The sequence below is a fragment of the Sphingobacteruim zhuxiongii genome (assembly GCF_009557615.1).
Lineage (GTDB): Bacteria > Bacteroidota > Bacteroidia > Sphingobacteriales > Sphingobacteriaceae > Sphingobacterium > Sphingobacterium zhuxiongii.
Window position 1 is genome coordinate 3790622 of record NZ_CP045652.1, and the last position, 21935, is coordinate 3812556.

Here is a 21935-nt window from a genome sequence, read left to right on the forward strand (position 1 = left end):
GGAGACAAAACCTTCCATATAATATTTGTTTTCAACGTATATCTATCGAATTAAGGAAGTTTTACAAAAAAGTGAGAAGAAAAAATTATAAAATCATCGAGTCGAATCGACAACACAAAGCAAAGTAAATAATTGGTACAATGGGAATTAACGGGATCAAGTCAGAACTTAACAAACGCTAGAATTCGTAAAATATCTAAAAGTTATAGTTCTTCTGTAACATTTAAGATTAAATGGATGCATATGTAACAATGATAATTCTTCAAGTGAGGGAAAAAAGTCATGTTAGATAGTACCGCAGATGTATTGCAATAAAATTAACTGATACTTGACTATCGGTAAAAAGAAAAAAGGGATGTCAATAAAGACATCCCTTTTTAAAAATCTAAAATATTTGGTTATCCTTACGGAAGGGTAATTATCTCTTGTCCAGCGCCAAAAGAACCTGCGGAAACAGTATATGCTCCAACATCAATTGTAATTGTCTTCCCAACAATTGTACCAGTAACCGAAGTCATTGATACAGCTCCATATGTAGAATGATTTGCACAAATTTGGTTAGGAAACGTCAATGTTTTACCATCAGACTTAACCGAAAAAGCTATACTATTGGCATTAAATGGACTAACAATTTTATATACATTGGCAGTCTTTGCCTTTTGAACCTTTACAGCACCAATTGCACCAGACCATCCATTAGTAGAATTTAAAGTAGCATTTCCTAAATCTGCAAACTCCAAGATACTCGATGCATTAACATCAATCTTTTTCTTGTTTCCATAAGAAACATCCTCAGGTGCGATGTTTAGAGAAATTGGAAAAGCTAACCCTACTCGAACGTCGTTATTTGCAATTGCAGTTATTGATAAAGAACTAGGATCAATTTTTGAAATATCACCATATTTCACTTTTGCATATGACTTTCCTTCTCCAGCATTAAATTGAACAGGACCATCGACAGTGAAAATATTTGTATAACCGACACCAGATGCTGTTAATGATACATTAAACGTATTCGAAGCAGAAGTATTGGTCCTACCAACTGGCACTAAAAATGATCCACCAGACATCGGTAAACTTGTAGTAGTGCTTAAAAAGCTAATTTTATCGGATGTATCGTCTAATAACGGTCCTTCTGTCTTATCACATGAAGTCAAACCCAAGAAAAGGGAAGAAACCATTAAAGCGTTTAAAAAATATTTTTTCATTTCAATAGTTTTAAAAAATTACATTGGGTTTTGATCCTTGGTTGCGTCTAGAGCTTCGTTACCATCAAATTCTTTTTGAGGAATCGTCAAAATAAACTCTTTGTTTGCAGGCTCTAATGTGTTGAAAACAGGTTTAAATGAGTGATTCGAATTTCCTGCATTTCTGTCAAAACCAGTTTTTAGACGTAAAATATCATAAATTCGCTCAGACTCACCCCATAATTCAATACGACGTTGAAGGATAATATGATCCATCAATGTAGTAGGAGCTCCAATTGACCCCATTTTCAAGTCTTTCGACATTACAACATTTCCTAATGTCGTTTGGTAACCAGTAGGATTTCTGAGCTTCATCAATGCTTCTAACGCAGCTTTTGCATCAGCTAATTTATTATCATTTGCCAAAGCTTCTGCTTTAACTAACTGCATTTCTTCGGCACGCATAAAAACATAATCCCCTAAATCTGCGGCGATATCAGAGTATCTAAATTTAACTTGGTTGTAGGGCTTTGTTGTCGTAGTTCCACCATCTGTTGGACCATTCCACCATTTTTTACGCAAGTCTGATGCTGGAATCTGATTATACAGCCAGTTGTAAATACATTTACGTGACGATCTAGCATAACGATCTGCTTCAGCATCCATGTGCGAGAACCAAGAGCTATAAATTGTGGATTGATCTGCGATCACTTCAGCTCCCCACATAACGTTTTTCGCGCTAATACTATTAAACCCATCATAAATCTCTTCACCAGTCATCATTGACAATCCTGGTTTTGATAATGCGTCAGTGGCGAATTTAGCCGCATCAGCCCATTTATTTTGAACCAAAGCGACATTAGCTTTCATTGCCGACGCTACATAGAAGTCGATGTTTGACTTATGCGATTGGGACCCTTTGTCTGAAGAAAACAAAGTGATTGACCGATCTAAATCCTCGTTTATCAACTTATAAACATCTTCCACAGTTCCTCTCGGTTTACCTTCGGTAGCTGATGTTGTAGGCTCAGTATATAATGGTACCCCAGGAGATGTTTGATGACCCACGTAAGTTTGTTGAAAGCCTTGAATTAATTGAAAATAAGCATAAGCACGAATTGCTAGCGCTTGCGCAATTACTAAATCAACTGCTTCCTTTTCTCCCTGCATTGTCGATTCAGCTCCAATGATATAGTTAGCGTTAGAAACCAATGTATAATAAAAATTCCATGTCGCATAAGGGCGCCATGTTGTTGCCGTGAAACGACTACGAACATCATACTTGTAATCAAAATAGAACCAGCCACTACCTTGGGCATCTTGCAACAAATCCTCACCCATTACAGATGTATATAATTTAGTCGACATGATTCCAAAATTTTGCCCAGTGTTACCTGTACTCCACCCGGAGCTATAAAGCATACGATAAATACCATTCATCGCAATTTGTGCCTTATCAGCACTCTCTAAAATAGTCCCAGCATCTACTTTATCCGTCGGCACCGTTTCTAAGAAATCTTTCTTACAAGAGGTCATGCCTAAAGTAAGTGAGATCACCGATGCGTATATAAATTTTTTCATTTTTTCCAGTATTAAAGATTAAAATCTAACATTTACGCCGCCTGAAATCGTCTTGTTTGGTGAATAAACGAAGTCAGAAGTTCCTGTAAAATTGTATTGTGGATTTAGTCCCTGACGAGCAGAGAAAATTGCTAAGTTATCGCCTTGTGCAAAAACTCTGATTGACTGCAACCCAAATTTCTTCATATCAAAAGTGTAGCCAATAGCAATATTTTTAATCGCAAAATATGAAGCATCTACTAATGCACGATCAGTAATAGTATGGGTCTCTTCTTTTTGAAGACGTGGCACATCTGTAATGTCGCCTGGTTTCTGCCATGCTCTCAACACTTCTCGAGAGAAATTATTACCGATGTAAAGTGGATTATAATAACCATATCCTACGTTATCATAAATCTTACCACCAATCGAATAAGTAGTCATCGCAGAAAAATCAAACCCTTTGTAAGTCACTGACGTCGACAATGAACCATTCAAATCAGGGATGCGTGAGCCTAGCATTACGCGACTTGCCGCAGCTTTGTTTTTATCGCTAGAGATGTAGTGCTTACTTTGGTCAAATTCATCAGCTTTATTGTCGTATACCCAATATAATTGGCTTCCTGTCGCAGGATCGACACCAGCACTTCTAGTTATATAGAAAGAATTGATTTCTTCACCAACACGATTAATACGTGTAGAACCATCGATTATCTCATTTTGAGAATCTGTTAATTTCAAGATCTTATTTGAAACTTTAGATGCCATAGCTGTAATATTCCAAACGATTTCATCGTTTCTAATCACGTCATAACCTAAGCTCAAATCGAAACCGTTATTTTTCATATCCCCAATATTTGAGTTTACCCCCTCAAAACCAGAAGACATTGGCAATGGTCTAAATAGCAATAAACCAGTCGTTTTACGAGACCACCAATCAAAAGCTAATGATAATCTATTATCAAGGAAACGACCGTCTAAACCTGCATTAAACGCCACGTTTTTCTCCCAAGAAACTAACTTATTCTCTACTGATGTAACTGCCGCTCCGTTGTTGTTTGCATTATTGTATGTCAAATCATAGAATGCTTGCCAAGCGTAATAGTTCGAAGTTCCATCAGAATTTAATAAAGCGTTATTACCTTGAGAACCATAACTAGACTTCAACGTTAAACTATTAATCCAAGAAACATCTTTTACAAAATTCTCTTCAGAAATTTTCCAAGCAGCTCCAATAGAATAGAATTTACTCCATCTAGAATCCTTCTCAAATCTAGAAGAACCGTCAGTACGGAAACTACCAGACAAGAAATATTTTTCATTGTAATTATATTGAATACGAGACAAATATGACTCAATCGTTTCATCTAATTGGTAAGATGTCGCATCGGCAATTGAAGCTCCTGGAGCTAACTCATACAAACCTCCAAATGGGAATCCTGTCTTTTGTGCTGATAAGTTATTGAATTGAAAACTATAATTCTCATGACCAGCAAGCACATCAACATTATGTCCATTGAACGTCCTATTGTATGTCAATAATTGGTTAAATGTATACGAAAACGATTTTGTAAATTGCTTGTTTAGGCGGCCAGAACCAGCAGCATTACCAAAATAAGGGTTATAGTAGTAAGTATAAGCGTTTGAAATGTAGTCTGTACCTAAGTTTACATTAAAAGCAAAACCTTGCAATGCACCATACTTTTCATCACGCGTGTTGAATTCAATTCCCCCACGTGCGCCTACGTTATCTCTCAAATCGAAATACTTATCATCATAAAGTACAGCAATAGAGTTAAAGTTTTGTTGCGCACCCGAAGCTCTGTCACGACCGTAATCGAACACTCTATCTCCACTTGCATCTAAAACATAATCACCATCTGCCTTTCTCTCCCAAATAGGATAAATTGGAGCCATCTGTTCTGCCGAGTACCAAACATTCGACGTCGACGAGCCGGTTGAATTCAACATATTAGATGTAGATTTAGCGAAATTAGCAGACAAATTTGCCTTAAACCAATCGGTTGGATTCGCCTCGTTACTAACGCGTCCTGAATAACGATCAAAACCTGTTGTTTTTAAAAGACCTTTTTCTTTTGTCGCATTCATTGAAGCCATACCTCTAAATTTCTCCGTACCACCATTAATATCGAATTGATACTCTTGACGAACAGGATTTTTAGCCATTACTTCATCTAACCAGTTATCTTCCCATTTCAATTTTGCATTAGAATTGATTTTACCAGTTGCTAAATCAAATAATTGATTGACAGGAACATCATATGGGTTATATTGTTCATTAACACCAAAAATAGGATCAACTGTTCCTTTCATTTTATTGATCGCGTTTTGAGCCGCATCAGATTCAGGAGTACCTAATTGAAAAATCTCTCTGTTTTTGTAAGACTGGAAAACCGTCTCCAAATACTCTCTAGTATCCATTACATCATAACGTTTAATAGCTCTAGAGTTTACACCTACATTTGCTTTGAAATTTACATCAATCTTACCATTGCTATTTCTACCTGATTTGGTCGTTATCATTACAACACCATTTGCAGCTCTTGAACCGTATAGTGTAGAAGCAGATGCATCCTTCAAAACAGTTAAGCTTTCGATATCATTCGGGTTGATTGAGTTTAAATCACCATCGAAAGGAACACCATCAACTACGTATAATGGGTTTTGTGATGCATTGATTGACCCAAAACCACGAACACGAACAGCTGCATTCGAACCAGGCTGTCCAGAACCTAAAGTCGCAGACACACCAGGAGCAGCACCATCCAATGCTTTTGTGATTGAAGTGATTGAACGATTTTCAATTACATCCTTCTTAATAGTAGATGCAGAACCTGTAAATGCAGATTTCTTTGCAGTACCATAGGCAACGACGATAACCTCGTCTAATTCTTGGTCGTTACTTGTTAATTGAACATTAATAGTACTTCTATTTAACACAGCTAGGCGCTGAGAGGCGTAACCCATAAAGCTAACCGAAATGGTTGCATTCGAGCCAACAGAAATACTAAAATTTCCGGAATTATCCGATTGAGTAGCATTGGAAGTTCCTACTTCTACTACAGATGCACCAGCAATTGGTGATCCATCAGTAGCTGAAGTCACTTTACCACTCACTTGACGATTTTGTGCATACGATACCCCGACGAATAAAGTACACAGCAAAAAAATACTGAGTAATTTTTGTTTCATGTTTGTTGTTGTTTAGTTAATCGCTTTTTGGTTTCGAACCTAACAAAATGTTAAAATTTTGTTAAATCTGCACGCAATATATAATAGCAAAGTTGTTGCGGCAAATATTTAGAGTTTTTTTTAGTCATATTTCACTCTTTGTAAGTATATTTACATTTACATGACATTATTTTACTTGAAACGATGCCATTGAAAACATTTCAACGTTTAGAAACAAAACTTATAGATTTACAAACGAACAGATAAACTTCAAGTTATAGTTTATAAAAATTATAATTAATTTCTGCCAAATATTATTTCAAAATAGACTGCATAGACAACTATTTTTATTGTATTATTCAGTAATAATTTCCAAACAACTCAAACCCTGCACTTTTCAGCCATTCTTCCTACCTTTGCAGCTATGAGATTCGATATCATTACTGTATTACCAGACTTATTACAAAGTCCATTTGCCCATTCAATACTTCAAAGAGCGCAGAAAAAGGGCATTGCCGAAATCCATGTACATAACTTACGCGATTATAGCGAAAGCAAACAGAAATCGGTAGATGACTATCCTTATGGTGGTGGCTCAGGAATGGTAATGCAGATTGCGCCCTTCGCAGCATGCATAGAAAAGCTGCAATCGGAGCGAAAATATGATGAAGTCATCTATATGACGCCAGATGGCGTTACGTTAAACCAAGATATTGCGAATTCATTATCAACCATTGAGAACGTTATCATTCTCTGCGGCCATTATAAAGGCATCGATCAACGTATTCGCGACATCTATGTAACTAAAGAAATATCAATTGGCGATTATGTCCTATCAGGGGGAGAATTACCTGCCGCTATTCTTGTTGATGCAATCATTAGACTGATACCAGGTGTATTGTCTGACGAAACATCTGCCCTTTCAGATTCCTTTCAAGACGGATTGTTAGATGCTCCAATTTATACACGTCCCGTAGAATGGAGAGGACATAAAGTACCCGATATCTTATTAAGTGGTCACGAGGCAAAAATCACCGCCTGGCGCCATGAACAACAACTTATCCGAACGAAAGAAAGACGCCCCGATTTGCTAAATGATTAACAAAAACAGCTTTTTTTTATTTTTTCTTTAAATAAACTTTGATATTTCAAAATTTCCTTTAAATTTGTGTGTTAATAATGAGAGCATTTCAATATACAAACCGTTGGTGGCTTCTGACTAAATAAGTCGGGAGGGTGGTATATTTTACAATAAGAATTTCATAATCAACCAAAACCACTGAATGGTAAGCCCGACGTAAAGTACGTTGGGCTTTTTTTATTTTTGACACAATTTATTATAAATCAAATATGAACTATACGTTTAAAACGAACCATAAAAACATACTCGCTGACACAACGACGCCTGTAAGTATGTATTTAAGACTTCGTGATACTTTCCCAAACAGCTTACTGCTGGAAAGTTCAGAATACCATAGTCGAGATAATAACATCAGTTATATCTGTTGTCAACCCATCGCAGGTATTGTTCTTGAAGATAAGACATTGAATATTTCTTACCCCAATGGCGAAAGAATCAGCAAAAGCGCGGAAAATCTAAATCTTCGCGAAGAAGTATCCAACTTTAGAAAATCGTTTCATACGGAAAACGCACCAGAGGTTAATGTTATTTCCAATGGACTATTTGGCTATTTCACCTTCGACGCAATTAGTTATTTCGAAGATATTGAATTGACAACAGCAAAACATCCAGAAAAGAGCATCCCTACGCTTCAGTATCATGTTTACAAGTTTGTCATTGCTATCGACCATTTTAGAAATCAATTACACATCTTCGAAAACTTATTGGAAAATGAAGAAAGCGAGCTAGATCGTATGCTATTCCTTATTCAGAACAAGAATTTTCCAGAATATACGTTTCAGAAAAAAGGAGAAGAATCATCAAACATGAGTGACGACGATTTTAGAAACCTGGTATTGAAAATGAAAGAACATATTCAACGAGGCGATGTCTTTCAAATCGTACCATCGCGTGGATTCAAAACTTCGTTTTCTGGCGACGAATTCAATGTTTACCGAGCTTTACGCTCTATTAACCCCTCCCCTTACTTATTTTACTTTGATTATGGGGATTTCAAACTGTTCGGATCATCCCCGGAAGCCCAACTCACTATCAAAAAAGATGTAGCAAGTATATATCCAATTGCAGGAACGTTTAAGCGAACAGGCAATATGGAACAAGATGAAAAAATTGCAGAGGAATTAAAAAATGATCCAAAGGAATCTGCCGAACATGTAATGCTAGTTGATCTAGCAAGAAATGACTTAAGTCGCCATTGCACGCAGGTAGAAGTAAAATCATACAAGGAAGCGCAATATTATTCGCATGTCATCCATCTTGTTTCTAAAGTCAGTGGGAAACTGAATGCAGACGCAAATCCATTCGATGTCGTTGGTGATACATTTCCTGCCGGTACACTGTCAGGCGCACCAAAACATATGGCATTAACACTAATCGATCGATATGAAGGGTTTCAACGCTCGTTCTACTCAGGCGCGATTGGCTATATGGGATTTAACGGAGACTTTAACCATGCAATTATGATTCGCTCTTTCCTAAGCAAGCAAAACAACTTGCATTATCAAGCCGGAGCAGGAATTGTATTAGACTCAGACCCGGAGAAAGAACTACAAGAAGTAAACAACAAAATATCGGCCCTTCGCAGAGCCTTAGAATTAGCGGAAACAATTTAACATGAGCAAGCCAGTCTTAGTAATCGACAATTACGATTCATTCACATATAACCTCGTTCACCTACTACAGGAACTAAACAGTCCTTATGTTGTTGTTCGAAATGACAAGTTTAAGTTAGAAGATGTTGAACAATACGACAAAATTCTCCTTTCACCAGGACCCGGTATCCCAGAAGAAGCCGGACTATTGATGGACGTTATTCGCACCTATGCATCTAGCAAAAGCATATTGGGAATCTGTCTTGGCCAACAAGCAATCGCCGAAGTGTTTGGAGGAACCCTCTACAATATGCCAAAACCTTTACATGGTGTAGCAACACCTATAAACATCATCGATAAAGAAGAAAAATTATTTCAAAATTTCCCGCCGAATTCGATGATTGGCAGATACCACTCTTGGGCAGTAGAGGATAAAACTTTACCCAACTCTTTAAAAGTAACTGCAGTTGACCCTGCTGGCGTAATTATGGCTATTTCTCATAAAGAATACGATGTAAAAGGCATGCAGTTCCACCCAGAATCGATCTTAACGGATAATGGAAAAATCTTAATAGAAAACTGGTTAAAATAGAAAAACAACTAAAGTAATCTTCTAATTCAAAAAGAAAATCAAACATGACTATTTTAGATAAAATCGTTGAACGAAAAAGACAGGAAGTAGCGGATGCAAAAGAAAAAACCAGTTTAGATGAGCTAAAATCTTATCCTCTTTTCGAACGCACATGTTACAACTTAAAAGACTCCGTATTACATCCCGATAGATCAGGCATTATTGCAGAATATAAGCGTGCATCGCCATCAAAAGGGTTAATCAACGGACGGCATAGCGTTCAAGAAGTTGTTCAAGGCTATCAAAATGCAGGAGCTTCAGCTATTTCAGTATTAACCGACAAGGATTTCTTTCAGGGAGATTTAGCAGACTTAACAGCAGCGCGGGAAGTTCTAACTATTCCCTTATTAAGAAAAGAATTTATCATTGATGAATATCAAATTGCGGAAGCGAAAGCTTACGGAGCAGATATCATTCTATTGATCGCGGCCTGTCTTAGCAAGGAGGAAATCAAAACGCTTTCGAGCTATGCAAAATCATTAGGCTTGAATGTGCTTTTAGAAATCCACAATGAAGAGGAATTAGGCAAAAGTTTATTTGACACCATTGATGCCATTGGCGTGAACAACCGAAACCTAAAGGATTTCGTCGTATCCCTAGATCATTCTTATGATCTCGTTGAAAAAATACCAAATCAGTATATCAAGGTATCGGAGAGTGGAATTTCAGATCCCAACACGATTAATGAATTGAAGAAAGCCGGATTTCAAGCCTTTCTTATTGGTGAGAACTTTATGAAAACTGAAGACCCAATGCAGGCAATTCAAGACTTTACTGACCAAGTCAATAAGGCATAAAAAGTAAATTAAACGAAAGAATTAAGAATGGACAATCAGTTACAATTACCTTACAGTAATTAGAATATTCGACTGTTTCATTCTTGCTTTGTTTAAAATAAAGCTTGCCTCGAGACCTTCTTCGAAACTATTGAACATCCAACAATTCAGTGTCGAAGAAGGTCCGAAGCAAACTAAACAATAAACCTAGAAGAACGCACAGCATTTCACTTGATTGTCACTTGAATCTACAATCTCACATCCCAAAGAGCTACTACATTTGAAAATCAGAATTTTGCGTACCTTTGTAAAAATTTTTGAATAGCATGTCGGTAAAGATTGGTGAACATATTGATTTAGGGGAGTTTCCATTGCTTTTAGCACCTATGGAGGACGTTAGTGATCCCCCTTTCCGTTTTGTTTGTAAACAAAATGGGGTTGATATGATGTACACTGAATTTATCTCTTCGGAAGGGCTTATTCGTGATGCAGCGAAGTCGAGACAAAAATTAGACATCTTTGAGTATGAACGACCTATTGGTATTCAAATCTTTGGATCTGATATCGAGCACATGCGTCAATCATCAGAAATTTGTTCAGCTGCAAATCCAGACTTAATTGATATCAATTACGGTTGTCCTGTAAAGAATGTCGCTTGTCGCGGAGCAGGCGCGAGTTTACTACAGGATATTGATAAGATGGTCGCTATGACCAAGGCAGTAGTCGAGGCAACTCACCTGCCTGTTACTGTAAAAACTCGTCTAGGATGGGATGATAGCACCAAGAATGTTTATGAAGTTGCCGAGCGACTTCAAGACATTGGCATTAAAGCACTATCTATCCATGGAAGAACACGCGCACAAATGTATAAAGGTCAGGCCGACTGGTCGATGATTCGCGATGTGAAACGCAATCCGCGCGTTAAGATCCCCATTTTCGGAAATGGAGACGTGGACTCTGTGGAAAAAGCAGCAGCTTGGCGCCAGGAATATGAAGTTGATGGCATTATGATTGGTAGAGCGTCAATCGGTTATCCATGGATTTTCCGAGAAGTTAAACACTTCTTTGCTACTGGGGAACGCCTAGAAGGGCCTACCATTGCAGAACGTGTAGAAGTTTGCCGAACACACTTAACGAAATCTATCGAATGGAAGGGTGATAAGACCGGAATTTTCGAAATGAGACGACATTATGCCAATTACTTTAAAGGCATTCCAAACTTTAAGGAATATAGAATGAAGCTCGTTGAGCTAATGCAATTCGATGACATTATCGAGGTTCTCGAAGAAATAAAACATAATTTTACTGAGGAAGTCGCTTAAAAAGCGACTTTTTTATTTCCCTCTTTTTAGAATACTCAGGATAACGCCTTTCTCCAAATAAGCGACGATTGCCAAGAAAGCGATAAAGAGTAAATTTCCGAACCAAAAATGTAAGTGGAAGGCTGCAAAAGCGAGCGCTACGGCGCCTATCATATAGATAGAAATCTTCTTAACATTGTAAGGAATGCTATAGTTTTTCTGTCCCCAGAAATAAGAAAGACCGACCATCAGTAGATAGGTGATTGTCGTAGACAATGCCGCACCTACGTAAGAATAAGTCGGAATCAACGTGAAATTCAAAATGATTGTTGCGATAGCCCCTATACCAGAAATGTATAAAGCATATCGAGTTTGGTCTGACAATTTATACCAAACCGATAAATTCATGTATATCCCTAACAAGACATAGTTTAACAACAATACCGGTACAATAAATAACCCTGACCAATAATCCTGATCTCCGCCTTTACCACTCGGTATAAAATGTTTCAACCAGTCTATATTTGCACACAGCCCCACCATCACTAGCAACATGACAATAACAAAGTATTCCATGATCGTCGCATAGGTTTTCCTAGCATTCTCGTTTTTCGAATAGCTAAAGAAAAATGGCTCCGCTCCTAACCGAAAGGCGGTCACAAAGAGATTTAGAAATACAGCAATCTTTGCTACGGCACCATAAATACCCAAATCACTTTCCCCTCGTTCTCCAGGAATTAATCGAGGTAGCATCATCTTATCTAAATTCTCATTGATGATGAAGGATATATTTGCAATTAAGATCGGAAAGGTATAGCTGAGCATCTGTTTTATCAGTGTCTTATCGACATTAAATCGAAAACTAATCATCTGTGGAATCAGCATAATCAGTGTCACGACAGAAGCGATCAGATTTGCGATAAACACATTCCCTAACCAACCTTCTCTAAACCAACCGGACGTAAGAGCTTTCCAACTCGGATATTCCTCAACCAGATAAGGCAATAAATAAAGGAAAAACAGCACGAAAAACACATAAATTAAGATATTGCCAACTTTAATTAAGCCATACTTAATCGGTCTACCTTCTGCTCTAAGCTTAGCGAATGGTACAACTGCCAGTGCATCTGCAGCAAGAATTACAGCAAAATACTTAACGTACATGGCATAATCAGCAACATTCTCTCCCTCACTTAACCAATACCCAATGGGATTCGCAAAGGTCAATACTGTCAATACAAATAAGGCACTGCTAATAATTGTTATAAAGAAACTGGTGTCAAACACTTTTTGCTTGTCCCCTTCCACTTTTTGGAGATAGCGGAAATAGGTGGTCTCCATACCAAACGCAAGGATGGCATTGACAAGGGAAGCATATGCGTAAAGATTGGTGAATACCCCATATACTGCTGTAGCGAATTTCTTCGTCAGAAAGGGGGTCATGATAAAACCAAGCATACGGGATAATATGGTTGTTAATCCATATATCGCAGTATCGCTTATAAATCTCTTTACTACCGACACCTTATTTCACTTTTTTGATGGCTTCGAAATTCGAAAAGCCTTTAAGTTCTGTAGACTCTGTAACCTGTACTTCTTCTACTTCTGCATCGTAAGGGCCTTCTTTACAGAAATCCAAAAGAAAATCTAAAGCTAAGGCATCTCCTTCGGCCTCTATATAAACTGCCCCGTCTGCTTGGTTAAAGACAAAACCTTTAACCCCTAACTGATCGGCAACTGCTTTTGTAGAGGCACGAAAGTACACTCCTTGTACTTTACCCTTAACCAAGATGTTCAAATGCTTCATGGTTACAAAGGTATAAGAAGAAATAGAAAAATCTATCGGATTCGCTTAACTTTAATTTTAGGATCCAATTTAAAGCTTTCCATCCCCTCAAGTAGTACTAAGCCTGGTTTTTTACCTTCTTCTAGCGACCCTAATTCATGATCGATATTTAGGGCTTTGGCACCATTGATAGTCGCCCATTTGATCGTTTCATTGAAATCAAGATGTGGATATTCAGCATGAATAACTTTCAACTCATCCAAGATATCTAAAGAAGTGTTGGAAGCTAAGCTATCTGTACCGATAATAATTTCATGACCTCCCAAAAGGAAGTTTTCCACCTTTGGTAGCTTGTTCTCAATATAAAGATTCGCTTTTGGGCACAAGCAGAAATATACTTTACGGCCCATACGATCTACAAAGTCAAGATCTTTGATTGACGTATAGGTATTATGAACTAAGATTAGTTTGTTTTTCGTTGGTATATACGGTAAAAAGGATTGCAATGAGTTTCTAGCTTGAGCACGGAAACCATCAACAGACAGCTTCATTTGCTTATAGAAATCTAGAAATTCACCCTTATTGTATCGGAACAATTTGTTCTCCTCATCGCTCTCCTGGTTATGGATACTAATGATATTATCCTCGCCAACGACCTTCTTAAAGGTTTTAAAAAGAGTTTTTGAGCAAGAGTAAGGTGCGTGAGGTGTAATTGAAGATCGTTTGTAGTCAAAATGGAATTCTATTTCTTTGGCTTGATCGATACGTGATTCTACATCAGCATCAGCCAATGCCATCACTTCCACAAAGGTATGATACTGAATTGGGCTGTTTTCTTTGACTTTCGCAGAGACCGCCGAATTTGCATGATCACCAACAGCCTGAATACCGTTTTCATACATGGCTTTATCTGCCGCTTCCATCGCCTTGTCAACCGATTTCTCTTTCGCTCCGCGCTCATTCATCACTTTCATCAGGAATTGAGGCAAGCCTGTATGTTGAGGAACAAGTCCTTCCATATGAGAAAGTTCAAGATGACAGTGTGCATTTACGAAGCCAGGAATGAGGGCTCCTTTTAAGAATTCTACTTTTGAATCGTCGACTTCACCTTGGTTGTAAATCCCCTTAATTACTCCATGGTCGTCCATTGCTACGATTCCTTTTTTTATTGCAGGGCCAGTTACTGGAAATACAATATCAGCAGCATAATACTTCATAAATTTTTAAAAACCGTTTTTTAAGTTAGCGTAATTCACCCCTGAGGGTTGTATTAGAGCCAATTTACAAAAAAATCAATATATGTTAACTAATAAAATAATAATTACAAATTTGTTACAGTATCGCTTATATTTTGTTTAAAGCTAATAAAAGGTTAGTTTTGTATTATCAATTAGGGGTGCCTTGTTGTTCGACAACACAAATAAAGGCTGAGAATATACCCAGCATACGGTTCCATGAATCGTTGCGTACCTGATCTGGATAATGCCAGCGTAGGGAAAAGGGAGGTTAAATAAATGCTATTGTAACCCCTTGCAATAGTGAGGTTTAACTCATTTACACACAAATTAACATGTTAAAAAAGGTATGGGCAACAATCGCCTTTTGCCATCTGATTATGTGGAGCTTTGCTCAACATGCATTGACTGTAAGAGTCATCGACAAAGATCAAATCCCGTTAGCTGGAGCTACCGTTAAATTAGGCGAACAAAGCGGCACAACGGACCCAAATGGAACACTCGTTTTTAGAAATTTAACGACAAAAAAAAATTTATTACAGGTAACATATATAGGTTATCAAAATTATGTTAAGGAGGTCAGTGCTAGCGAACAATCCCAAATTATCGTTCATCTAAATGAGTTCTCCTATGTTGCGGAAGAAGTTTTTGTGACTGCCACTCGTGCCAAAGAAAACGCAGCAACAACTTTTAAAAACATTAGTAAAGAGGATATTCGCAAGAATAACCTTGGTCAAGACATTCCTTTCTTGATTAACCAGACACCTGGCGTCGTTGTAAGTTCAGACGCTGGCGCTGGAATCGGTTACACCAGCATGACTATCCGAGGCTCGGATAATGAGCGCATCAATATTACCTTAAATGGTATTCCCTTAAATGACGCAGAAAGCATGGGTAGCTTTTTCGTGAATCTACCGGATTTCGCATCTTCTATTCAAAGCATCCAAGTACAACGTGGTATTGGTACATCGACAAATGGAGCCGGTGCATTTGGTGCTTCCCTGAATATCCAAACAGATGCCATGGAACCGGAGCCCTATGCTGAACTAAACAACGCATTCGGATCATACAATTCTTGGAAAAACACCTTAAAAGTAGGTACTGGATTAATTAATAATAAATATGCATTTAATGCACGCTTATCCCGTGTCGTTTCTGATGGTTACATCGAACGCGCTAGTTCGAACTTAAAATCCTTCTATGTTGATGGAGGACTCTATACAGACAAGCACATCTTAAAAGCTACTGTTTTCTCTGGAAAAGAAAAGACCTATCAATCATGGTATGGAACACCTGAACCTTTAATTACTGGCGACTATAGCCGACTGGAAGATTACGCTGCAAACATGGGACTATACAGCCCGGAAGAGATCAGCCGACTAAAAGATGAGGGAAGAAAATACAATTACTATACTTACGATAATCAAACGGATAACTATACGCAAACCCATAGTCATTTACAGTATACCTATGCTGCGAATGATAAGCTAAATTTAAATGGAGCGCTACATTACACACGCGGAGCAGGATATTATGAGGAGTTTCGTCCAGATGATAAATTAGCTCATTACGGCATGGCGGATGTAACGATCGGCTCAAATACAATTAAAAATTCGGATCTAGTTCGTCGCAGATGGTTAGATAATCATTTTTACGGGTTAACTTACTCGGCAAATTATAAACCAAGTAGTGCGCTTAACTTTATTTTTGGGGGCGCATATAATCAATATCGCGGTAAGCATTATGGCGAGGTAATTTGGGCAAAGTATGCGTCCGACAGCAATCTTGGTGATCGTTATTATTATAATGAAGCTGATAAAAATGACTTCAACTTTTTCGCAAAGGCAGATTACAAGTTGGAAAAATGGTTATTCAACATTGACTTACAATATAGAAACCTTTATTATCTTGGTGAAGGAGATGATGACAAAGTCAAAAACCTATACTTTAAAGACAATCTCAACTTCTTTAACCCCAAAGTTGGTGCTACGTTCTTTTTAAATTCGAACAGCAATTTGTATGCTTCTTACGCCTATGCTAGCAAAGAACCTAAGCGCTCCGACTATGTAGAGAATCCTTTAAATGAATTTCCAAAGCCTGAGAAAATGCAGGATATTGAAGCGGGCTATCGCTTCAGGAATCAACAATTTAATATTGGTGCGAACGCTTATGCGATGTTCTATAAAAATCAATTAATCCCAACCGGTGCGCTGAACGACGTTGGTGCCGCCTTGCGTCAGAATGTTGACGATAGCTACCGAATTGGCTTTGAATTAGATGCCTCCTGGAATATCAGTCCTCAATTCGTATGGGGAATTACCGCAGCATTGAGCCAAAATAAGATTAAGAATTTTAAAGAGAAAATCTTAGTCTATGACAATGAAAATGATTGGAACTATGTTGGTGAAGAGGAAATCTTTTATAAGTCGACGACAATAGCGAAATCACCTTCAACCGTCCTGTCAAATATATTCACCTACAAACCAACAGAAGAACTTTCCTTTAGTTTATTAAGTAAATATGTTTCTAGAATTTATCTAGACAACAGCACTGCCAAGGAAAGAAGTATTGACCCTTCATTTGTGAACAACTTCCGGGGTATTTATACCTTCTCTGCATTTGGAATTGAAAGAATAGACTTAAACCTAGCTGTAAATAATATATTCAACAGTAAGTATGAGACAACGGGATATACTTGGGGACAAAAATTCGAAAGTAAAGGAACCCGAGATTATTATAATTTCTACTATCCACAAGCGGAAACTAATTTTATGTTAGGCTTGAATATTCGTTTTTAAGGATTGGGAATTCGCTTTAAACTTTATATTTTTAGCGAATGCGAGCAGTAATACAACGAGTAAGCCATGCTAGTTGCACGGTAGATGATCAAATCACGGGCAAAATTGAGCATGGCTTGCTTGTACTTATAGGTGTCGAAGATGAAGACTCCACAAGCGATATGGAATGGTTGGCTCAGAAAATAGCTAATCTGCGTATCTTTTCCGATGAACAGGGATTGATGAACAAATCCGTTCAAGATATTGACGGAAACATCCTTCTGATTTCACAATTCACCTTATTTGCGCAAACAAAAAAAGGTAATCGTCCTTCTTTTATTCGAGCGGGAAAACCGGAAAAGGCAAAACCAATGTATGAGGCCATGGCTCAGTATCTACGCGATTTGCTACGGAAAGAAGTTCAACTAGGGATATTTGGCGCTGACATGAAAATCGATTTACGCAACGATGGTCCAGTGACAATTATGATGAATACAAAAGACAAAGACAACTATTAATAACCTCGATATGACAATAGCAGAAGCACAAACAACCGTTGATAATTGGATTAAAACAACTGGAGTTCGTTACTTCCATGAATTAACCAATACCGCCATGCTGATGGAGGAGGTCGGAGAAGTGGCTAGAATAATGGCGAGACAATATGGTGAACAATCGTTCAAATCGTCTGATAAGGAAGTAAATTTAGCCGATGAGATGGCAGACGTTTTATTTGTTTTGATTTGTCTTGCAAATCAAACTGGAATTAACCTCACAGATGCTTTAAATAAGAATCTCGACAAGAAAACAAATAGAGATGGAGAACGACATAAAAACAATGAGAAGCTGAGATAGCTTCTCATTGTTTTTATGCCTATTTGAACTCTATTTCTGCGAACAATGGTAGATGATCCGAAGCTTCGTTTTCTTTACCTCGCTTATAGCTTTTCCATTCGAAATCCACATTATCCAAAAGCATAATGTAGTCAATCTCGCTGTGCGGATTTATATTAGGGAATGTCGGCCCGTTCGAACTTACATTCCTTTTGAAAAACTGCTCTAATACTTTAATAGATTCTGAATTAGGCTTTGCATTTAGATCTCCAACGAGAATTAATGGGCTACTATAAAGCTCCGCTAACTCATTGATAAAATGCGCTTGAGCAACTCTATTCTCTTCATGCAAATCAAGGTGTGTATTCGCTAAAGAAACACGTTTACCGTTCGGAAGTTCAACATCAATAATGGCTAAAGAACGGTTTTCACTTGCAACAGGCATTGGAAGATCATATCTCCTCTTCCCAACAATCTTATGCTTCGATAGAATTAAAGTACCGTAGTATCCTTTCTCTAAATTGATTCCCTTAGAAAAGTAGTAATCCATATTGGTTAATTCAGCTAGCTTTTCCGCCTGATTGACCATCTCTGAACGAGATACATTGATATCAACCTCTTGAATCCCTACAATATCTGCTTCAGATTCGATAATCACCTTAGCTATCGCTGGCAAATCAATTATATTTGGTTTGGCTGGTGGATTCCCATGATGGATATTATAACTTAAGATTTTCACAGTCTGTGCGGTACCTCCTAAGGATAGGCTTGCAAGGATAAATAGAAAGAAGTATTTCATATTTTTTGATAAAGTCTGAAGGTAATTATATTCAAGTAATAATGCCAAATTTAATATCTTTAACACATGAAACTATCGAATATCTTTTACTTATTATTCATTAGCTTTTTTCTTAGTTCTTGTGCGTCAAAACAAAATACGGTCGAAGAACAACAGGAATTTAGCAATGGTGCTGTAGTGACCGCACATCCTATCGCGTCTGAAGTTGGAGTTGCTATTCTGAAAAAAGGGGGAAATGCAGTAGATGCGGCTATTGCCGTTAAATTTGCACTTGCTGTAGTTTATCCAAACGCCGGCAATTTGGGTGGCGGAGGTTTCATGGTTTATCGCGATAAGTCGGGGTTTGTCAATTCCTTAGATTTCCGTGAAAAAGCTCCTCAGAAAGCTCATCGAGATATGTACTTAGATCAAGCTGGAAATCCTATTACGGATTTAAGTCTTTACGGTCAATTAGCCTCTGGTGTACCGGGCTCGGTTGCTGGTATGGACGAAGCTTATAAGAAATACGGCAAATTACCTTGGAAAGAATTACTTCAACCAGCTATAGAACTCGCATCAAAAGGATTTCCAATTACTGAACAACAAGCCGGAGAATTCAACCGCTATCAAGAACGGTTTAAGAAGCATAATCCAAATGGCGCAGCAATCATTCGCGAAGCTTCGTGGAAACCTGGGGATTTGTTTATTCAATCAGCACTGGCTGAAACTTTAAAGCGAATTGCAGAGCAAGGTCGCGATGGATTCTATAAAGGCAAAACTGCAGACTACATTGTTGCAGAAATGAAACGAGGTAATGGAATCATTAGTTTGGAAGATTTAGCAAATTACCAAGCGGTATGGCGTATTCCTATCGTTGGAACATATAAAGGCTATAAAGTTACTTCAATGCCTCCCCCATCTAGCGGAGGAGTTGCATTAATGGCCTTATTACAATCAGTAGAAAAATATCCATTAGCAAAATGGGGCTTCCAGCATGACAGCACCGTTCGCGCGATGGTAGAAGCAGAACGCCGCGTATATGCTGATCGCGCAACTCACTTAGGAGATCCTGATTTCTATCGTGTACCAGTTAACGAACTGACAAATGCGAAGTTTAATCAAGAACGAATGGCGAAAGTAAGTTTAAAGAAAGCAACCCCTAGCGATCAGGTAAAAGCATCAAAATTCCCTGGATATGAATCAGAGGAAACGACACATTATAGTATCGTTGATAAAGAAGGAAATGCAGTCTCATTAACAACAACGATTAATGGTTCATATGGATCTTTAGTTTGGGTTGAAGGAGCAGGCTTTTTATTAAACAATGAAATGGATGATTTCTCTGTTAAACCAGGCACACCAAACATGTATGGTTTATTGGGCGGAAAGGCAAATGCTGTAGAACCTGGAAAACGTATGTTGAGTGCAATGACGCCAACAATCATTGAAAAAGACGGCAAGTTAAAGATGGTCGTAGGAACACCGGGCGGATCAACTATTATTACATCCGTATTCCAAACTATCCTCAATGTACTAGAATTTGACATGACTGCTCAAGAATCTGTTAGCGCTGCGAGATTCCATCATCAATGGAAACCCGAATACATTGATGTTGAAGAACAAGCAATCGACTCGAAGACTAGAGCAAGTTTAGAAAAAGATGGTTATAGTTTAAACAAAAGAGGTCCTATTGGACGTGTAGAGAATATTGTAGTATTGCCAAACGGTAAACTACAGGCTGGAGCTGACCCTAGAGGTGATGATAAGGCCGCTGGTTATTAAAGAATAAAGGGCTGTCAATTGACAGCCCTTTATTCTTCTAGAAATTTATCATTTATCTGCTTATTTGCCTTAGCTCCTAGTACTTTTAAAGATTCAACTTTCTTGATTACATTTCCAGGCCCTGAGGATAGCTTCTTCATTGCATCCTCATGTTTCCCAGATGCCTTTTGAAGGAAAAGCTGGAGTTGATCCATATCATCTAAAAAGCCAACAAACTTGTCGTAAAGTAATCCTGCTTCCTTGGCAATTTCCAATACATTCCTATTTTGTCTTTCTTGTTTCCAGATGCTAGCAATTGTTCTCAAAGTCGCTAATAATGTAGATGGACTTACAATTACGACACGCCTATCCCAGGCATCCGAAAACAGTTCAGGTTTATGATTAACAGCTAAACTCAATGAAGACTCTATCGGAATAAACATCAGCACAAATTCAGGAGATACAATCTGATATAAAGATTGATAATCCTTGGCGGAAAGCTCCTTTACATGATTCTCGATAGATTGAATGTGTTGTTTGATAAATAGAGATCTATCTTCATCTGTATCTGCATTAATAGCACGTTCATAAGCAACTAACGATAACTTTGAATCAATGATCAAGTGCTTTTCATCAGGAAGATGTATTACCGCATCTGGCTGAAGTCGCTTTCCCTCACCATCAATAATAGCAGCTTGCAGTTTGTATTCTTGATCTTTCAACAAGCCTGATCTTTCCAAGACACGTTCAAGAATCACTTCTCCCCAATTCCCTTGTCTCTTATTATCCCCTTTTAGCGCTTTTGCGAGATTATTTGCTTCATCCTTAATCTGCATACTCTGCTGCATCAATTGCTCCACCACACCCTTTAAAACACTCCGCTCAGCAGACTCTTGCTGGTAGGTCTTCTCTACTTTCTCCTCAAAAGATTTAATCTTCTCTTTTAAAGGGTCTAAGATTAAGCTGATATTCTCTTGATTTTGCTGAGTGAACTTTAACGTCTTTTCTTCAAGAATTTTGTTTGCTAAGACTTGGAACTCGATATTGAACTGTCTTTTCAGATTCTCAATCTCCACTTTCTGTTCCGCGAATTTATCTTGCTGCGCTTGCAGATAAGCATTCGTACCTTCTAGTGTTCGTTCAATTGCTTGACGATTACTAACTTCTAAAGACAACTCCTGAAGCAATCTATCTCTCTCTCCAGTAATTATCCGTTCTCTTTCCTGTAGTCTTCCCTGCTCTATTTGCAATTGTTGCTGGTCATACACGATCTTTTCATGAACAGGCTTACTAATCGACTGTCCATTACGCCAAAGCGCATAGGCAATGATGACCAGCAAAATAAAGATGATCACTAAATACAAACTCTCCATTTCAGTTAATT

The 21935-nt window shown here is 38.0% G+C and carries 17 protein-coding genes and 1 riboswitch; of the genes, 9 read left to right on the forward strand and 8 right to left on the reverse strand.

Annotated elements, in window-relative coordinates:
- Positions 1-404: 404 nt before the first annotated feature.
- Genes GFH32_RS16050 through GFH32_RS16060 form a run of 3 tightly spaced genes read right to left on the reverse strand, consistent with a single transcriptional unit; the run spans position 405 to position 5960 of the window.
- Positions 405-1208: a hypothetical protein gene (locus GFH32_RS16050; RefSeq protein WP_153512556.1), complete on the reverse strand. Its 804-nt coding sequence runs from the start codon at positions 1206-1208 to the stop codon at positions 405-407.
- An 18-nt stretch (positions 1209-1226) separates the two neighbouring features.
- The gene (locus GFH32_RS16055; protein ID WP_153512557.1) at positions 1227-2768 is read right to left on the reverse strand and encodes a RagB/SusD family nutrient uptake outer membrane protein; all 1542 of its coding nucleotides are present in this window, start codon (positions 2766-2768) and stop codon (positions 1227-1229) included.
- 18 nt (positions 2769-2786) lie between these two features.
- Entirely contained in the window at positions 2787-5960 is a 3174-nt protein-coding gene (locus tag GFH32_RS16060; RefSeq protein WP_153512558.1) for a SusC/RagA family TonB-linked outer membrane protein, read from the reverse strand.
- Between the two features lie 403 nt (positions 5961-6363).
- Between GFH32_RS16060 and trmD the strand changes: the two genes are divergently transcribed.
- The 5 genes from trmD (at position 6364) to dusB (ending at position 11401) form a co-directional block, all read left to right on the forward strand.
- On the forward strand, positions 6364-7041 hold the full coding sequence (gene trmD / locus GFH32_RS16065; protein WP_153512559.1) for a tRNA (guanosine(37)-N1)-methyltransferase TrmD: 678 nt from the start codon (positions 6364-6366) through the stop codon (positions 7039-7041).
- Positions 7042-7289: 248 nt separating this feature from the next.
- Positions 7290-8693: an anthranilate synthase component I family protein gene (locus GFH32_RS16070; protein ID WP_153512560.1), complete on the forward strand. Its 1404-nt coding sequence runs from the start codon at positions 7290-7292 to the stop codon at positions 8691-8693.
- A 1-nt stretch (position 8694) separates the two neighbouring features.
- Positions 8695-9264, forward strand: coding sequence for an anthranilate synthase component II (locus GFH32_RS16075; protein ID WP_153512561.1), 570 nt, complete (start codon positions 8695-8697; stop codon positions 9262-9264).
- A 44-nt stretch (positions 9265-9308) separates the two neighbouring features.
- Positions 9309-10100: an indole-3-glycerol phosphate synthase TrpC gene (gene trpC / locus GFH32_RS16080; RefSeq protein WP_153512562.1), complete on the forward strand. Its 792-nt coding sequence runs from the start codon at positions 9309-9311 to the stop codon at positions 10098-10100.
- A gap of 305 nt (positions 10101-10405) precedes the next feature.
- On the forward strand, positions 10406-11401 hold the full coding sequence (dusB, locus tag GFH32_RS16085) for a tRNA dihydrouridine synthase DusB (protein WP_153512563.1): 996 nt from the start codon (positions 10406-10408) through the stop codon (positions 11399-11401).
- A 12-nt stretch (positions 11402-11413) separates the two neighbouring features.
- On the opposite strand, the gene GFH32_RS16090 is transcribed toward dusB, so the two are convergent.
- The 3 genes from GFH32_RS16090 to GFH32_RS16100 are packed head-to-tail and all read right to left on the reverse strand — an operon-like array spanning position 11414 to position 14383.
- Positions 11414-12904, reverse strand: coding sequence for an oligosaccharide flippase family protein (locus GFH32_RS16090; protein ID WP_153512564.1), 1491 nt, complete (start codon positions 12902-12904; stop codon positions 11414-11416).
- Position 12905: 1 nt separating this feature from the next.
- Positions 12906-13187, reverse strand: a complete 282-nt coding sequence (locus GFH32_RS16095; RefSeq protein WP_153512565.1) for an acylphosphatase — start codon at positions 13185-13187, stop codon at positions 12906-12908.
- A gap of 32 nt (positions 13188-13219) precedes the next feature.
- Positions 13220-14383, reverse strand: coding sequence for an amidohydrolase family protein (locus GFH32_RS16100; protein WP_153512566.1), 1164 nt, complete (start codon positions 14381-14383; stop codon positions 13220-13222).
- Between the two features lie 165 nt (positions 14384-14548).
- A riboswitch (TPP riboswitch) is annotated at positions 14549-14680 on the forward strand.
- A gap of 56 nt (positions 14681-14736) precedes the next feature.
- Between GFH32_RS16100 and GFH32_RS16105 the strand changes: the two genes are divergently transcribed.
- Genes GFH32_RS16105 through GFH32_RS16115 form a run of 3 tightly spaced genes read left to right on the forward strand, consistent with a single transcriptional unit; the run spans position 14737 to position 18033 of the window.
- A complete protein-coding gene (locus tag GFH32_RS16105; protein WP_153512567.1) occupies positions 14737-17199 on the forward strand; it encodes a TonB-dependent receptor in 2463 nt (820 codons plus the stop codon).
- A gap of 38 nt (positions 17200-17237) precedes the next feature.
- Entirely contained in the window at positions 17238-17696 is a 459-nt protein-coding gene (gene dtd / locus GFH32_RS16110) for a D-aminoacyl-tRNA deacylase (protein WP_153512568.1), read from the forward strand.
- A 10-nt stretch (positions 17697-17706) separates the two neighbouring features.
- Positions 17707-18033 (forward strand): nucleotide pyrophosphohydrolase, encoded by a 327-nt coding sequence (locus GFH32_RS16115; RefSeq protein ID WP_153512569.1) that lies wholly within the window; start codon positions 17707-17709, stop codon positions 18031-18033.
- A 19-nt stretch (positions 18034-18052) separates the two neighbouring features.
- Here the strand turns inward: GFH32_RS16115 and GFH32_RS16120 are convergent, their stop codons facing one another.
- Positions 18053-18811, reverse strand: coding sequence for an endonuclease/exonuclease/phosphatase family protein (locus GFH32_RS16120; protein WP_153512570.1), 759 nt, complete (start codon positions 18809-18811; stop codon positions 18053-18055).
- A gap of 66 nt (positions 18812-18877) precedes the next feature.
- Here GFH32_RS16120 and ggt point away from each other — a divergent pair, with 66 nt between their 5' ends.
- Entirely contained in the window at positions 18878-20572 is a 1695-nt protein-coding gene (gene ggt, locus GFH32_RS16125; protein WP_153512571.1) for a gamma-glutamyltransferase, read from the forward strand.
- 29 nt (positions 20573-20601) lie between these two features.
- On the opposite strand, the gene GFH32_RS16130 is transcribed toward ggt, so the two are convergent.
- Positions 20602-21924 (reverse strand): DNA recombination protein RmuC, encoded by a 1323-nt coding sequence (locus GFH32_RS16130; protein WP_153512572.1) that lies wholly within the window; start codon positions 21922-21924, stop codon positions 20602-20604.
- Between the last annotated feature and the right edge of the window lie 11 nt (positions 21925-21935).

Bases quoted from the DNA above. Each gene is read 5' to 3' on its own strand.
- GFH32_RS16050 (WP_153512556.1), bottom strand. From the start codon at position 1,208: ATGAAAAAATATTTTTTAAACGCTTTAATGGTTTCTTCCCTTTTCTTG.
- GFH32_RS16055 (WP_153512557.1), bottom strand. From the start codon at position 2,768: ATGAAAAAATTTATATACGCATCGGTGATCTCACTTACTTTAGGCATG.
- GFH32_RS16060 (WP_153512558.1), bottom strand. From the start codon at position 5,960: ATGAAACAAAAATTACTCAGTATTTTTTTGCTGTGTACTTTATTCGTC.
- trmD (WP_153512559.1), top strand. From the start codon at position 6,364: ATGAGATTCGATATCATTACTGTATTACCAGACTTATTACAAAGTCCA.
- GFH32_RS16070 (WP_153512560.1), top strand. From the start codon at position 7,290: ATGAACTATACGTTTAAAACGAACCATAAAAACATACTCGCTGACACA.
- GFH32_RS16075 (WP_153512561.1), top strand. From the start codon at position 8,695: ATGAGCAAGCCAGTCTTAGTAATCGACAATTACGATTCATTCACATAT.
- trpC (WP_153512562.1), top strand. From the start codon at position 9,309: ATGACTATTTTAGATAAAATCGTTGAACGAAAAAGACAGGAAGTAGCG.
- dusB (WP_153512563.1), top strand. From the start codon at position 10,406: ATGTCGGTAAAGATTGGTGAACATATTGATTTAGGGGAGTTTCCATTG.
- GFH32_RS16095 (WP_153512565.1), bottom strand. From the start codon at position 13,187: ATGAAGCATTTGAACATCTTGGTTAAGGGTAAAGTACAAGGAGTGTAC.
- GFH32_RS16100 (WP_153512566.1), bottom strand. From the start codon at position 14,383: ATGAAGTATTATGCTGCTGATATTGTATTTCCAGTAACTGGCCCTGCA.
- GFH32_RS16105 (WP_153512567.1), top strand. From the start codon at position 14,737: ATGTTAAAAAAGGTATGGGCAACAATCGCCTTTTGCCATCTGATTATG.
- dtd (WP_153512568.1), top strand. From the start codon at position 17,238: ATGCGAGCAGTAATACAACGAGTAAGCCATGCTAGTTGCACGGTAGAT.
- GFH32_RS16115 (WP_153512569.1), top strand. From the start codon at position 17,707: ATGACAATAGCAGAAGCACAAACAACCGTTGATAATTGGATTAAAACA.
- GFH32_RS16120 (WP_153512570.1), bottom strand. From the start codon at position 18,811: ATGAAATACTTCTTTCTATTTATCCTTGCAAGCCTATCCTTAGGAGGT.
- ggt (WP_153512571.1), top strand. From the start codon at position 18,878: ATGAAACTATCGAATATCTTTTACTTATTATTCATTAGCTTTTTTCTT.
- GFH32_RS16130 (WP_153512572.1), bottom strand. From the start codon at position 21,924: ATGGAGAGTTTGTATTTAGTGATCATCTTTATTTTGCTGGTCATCATT.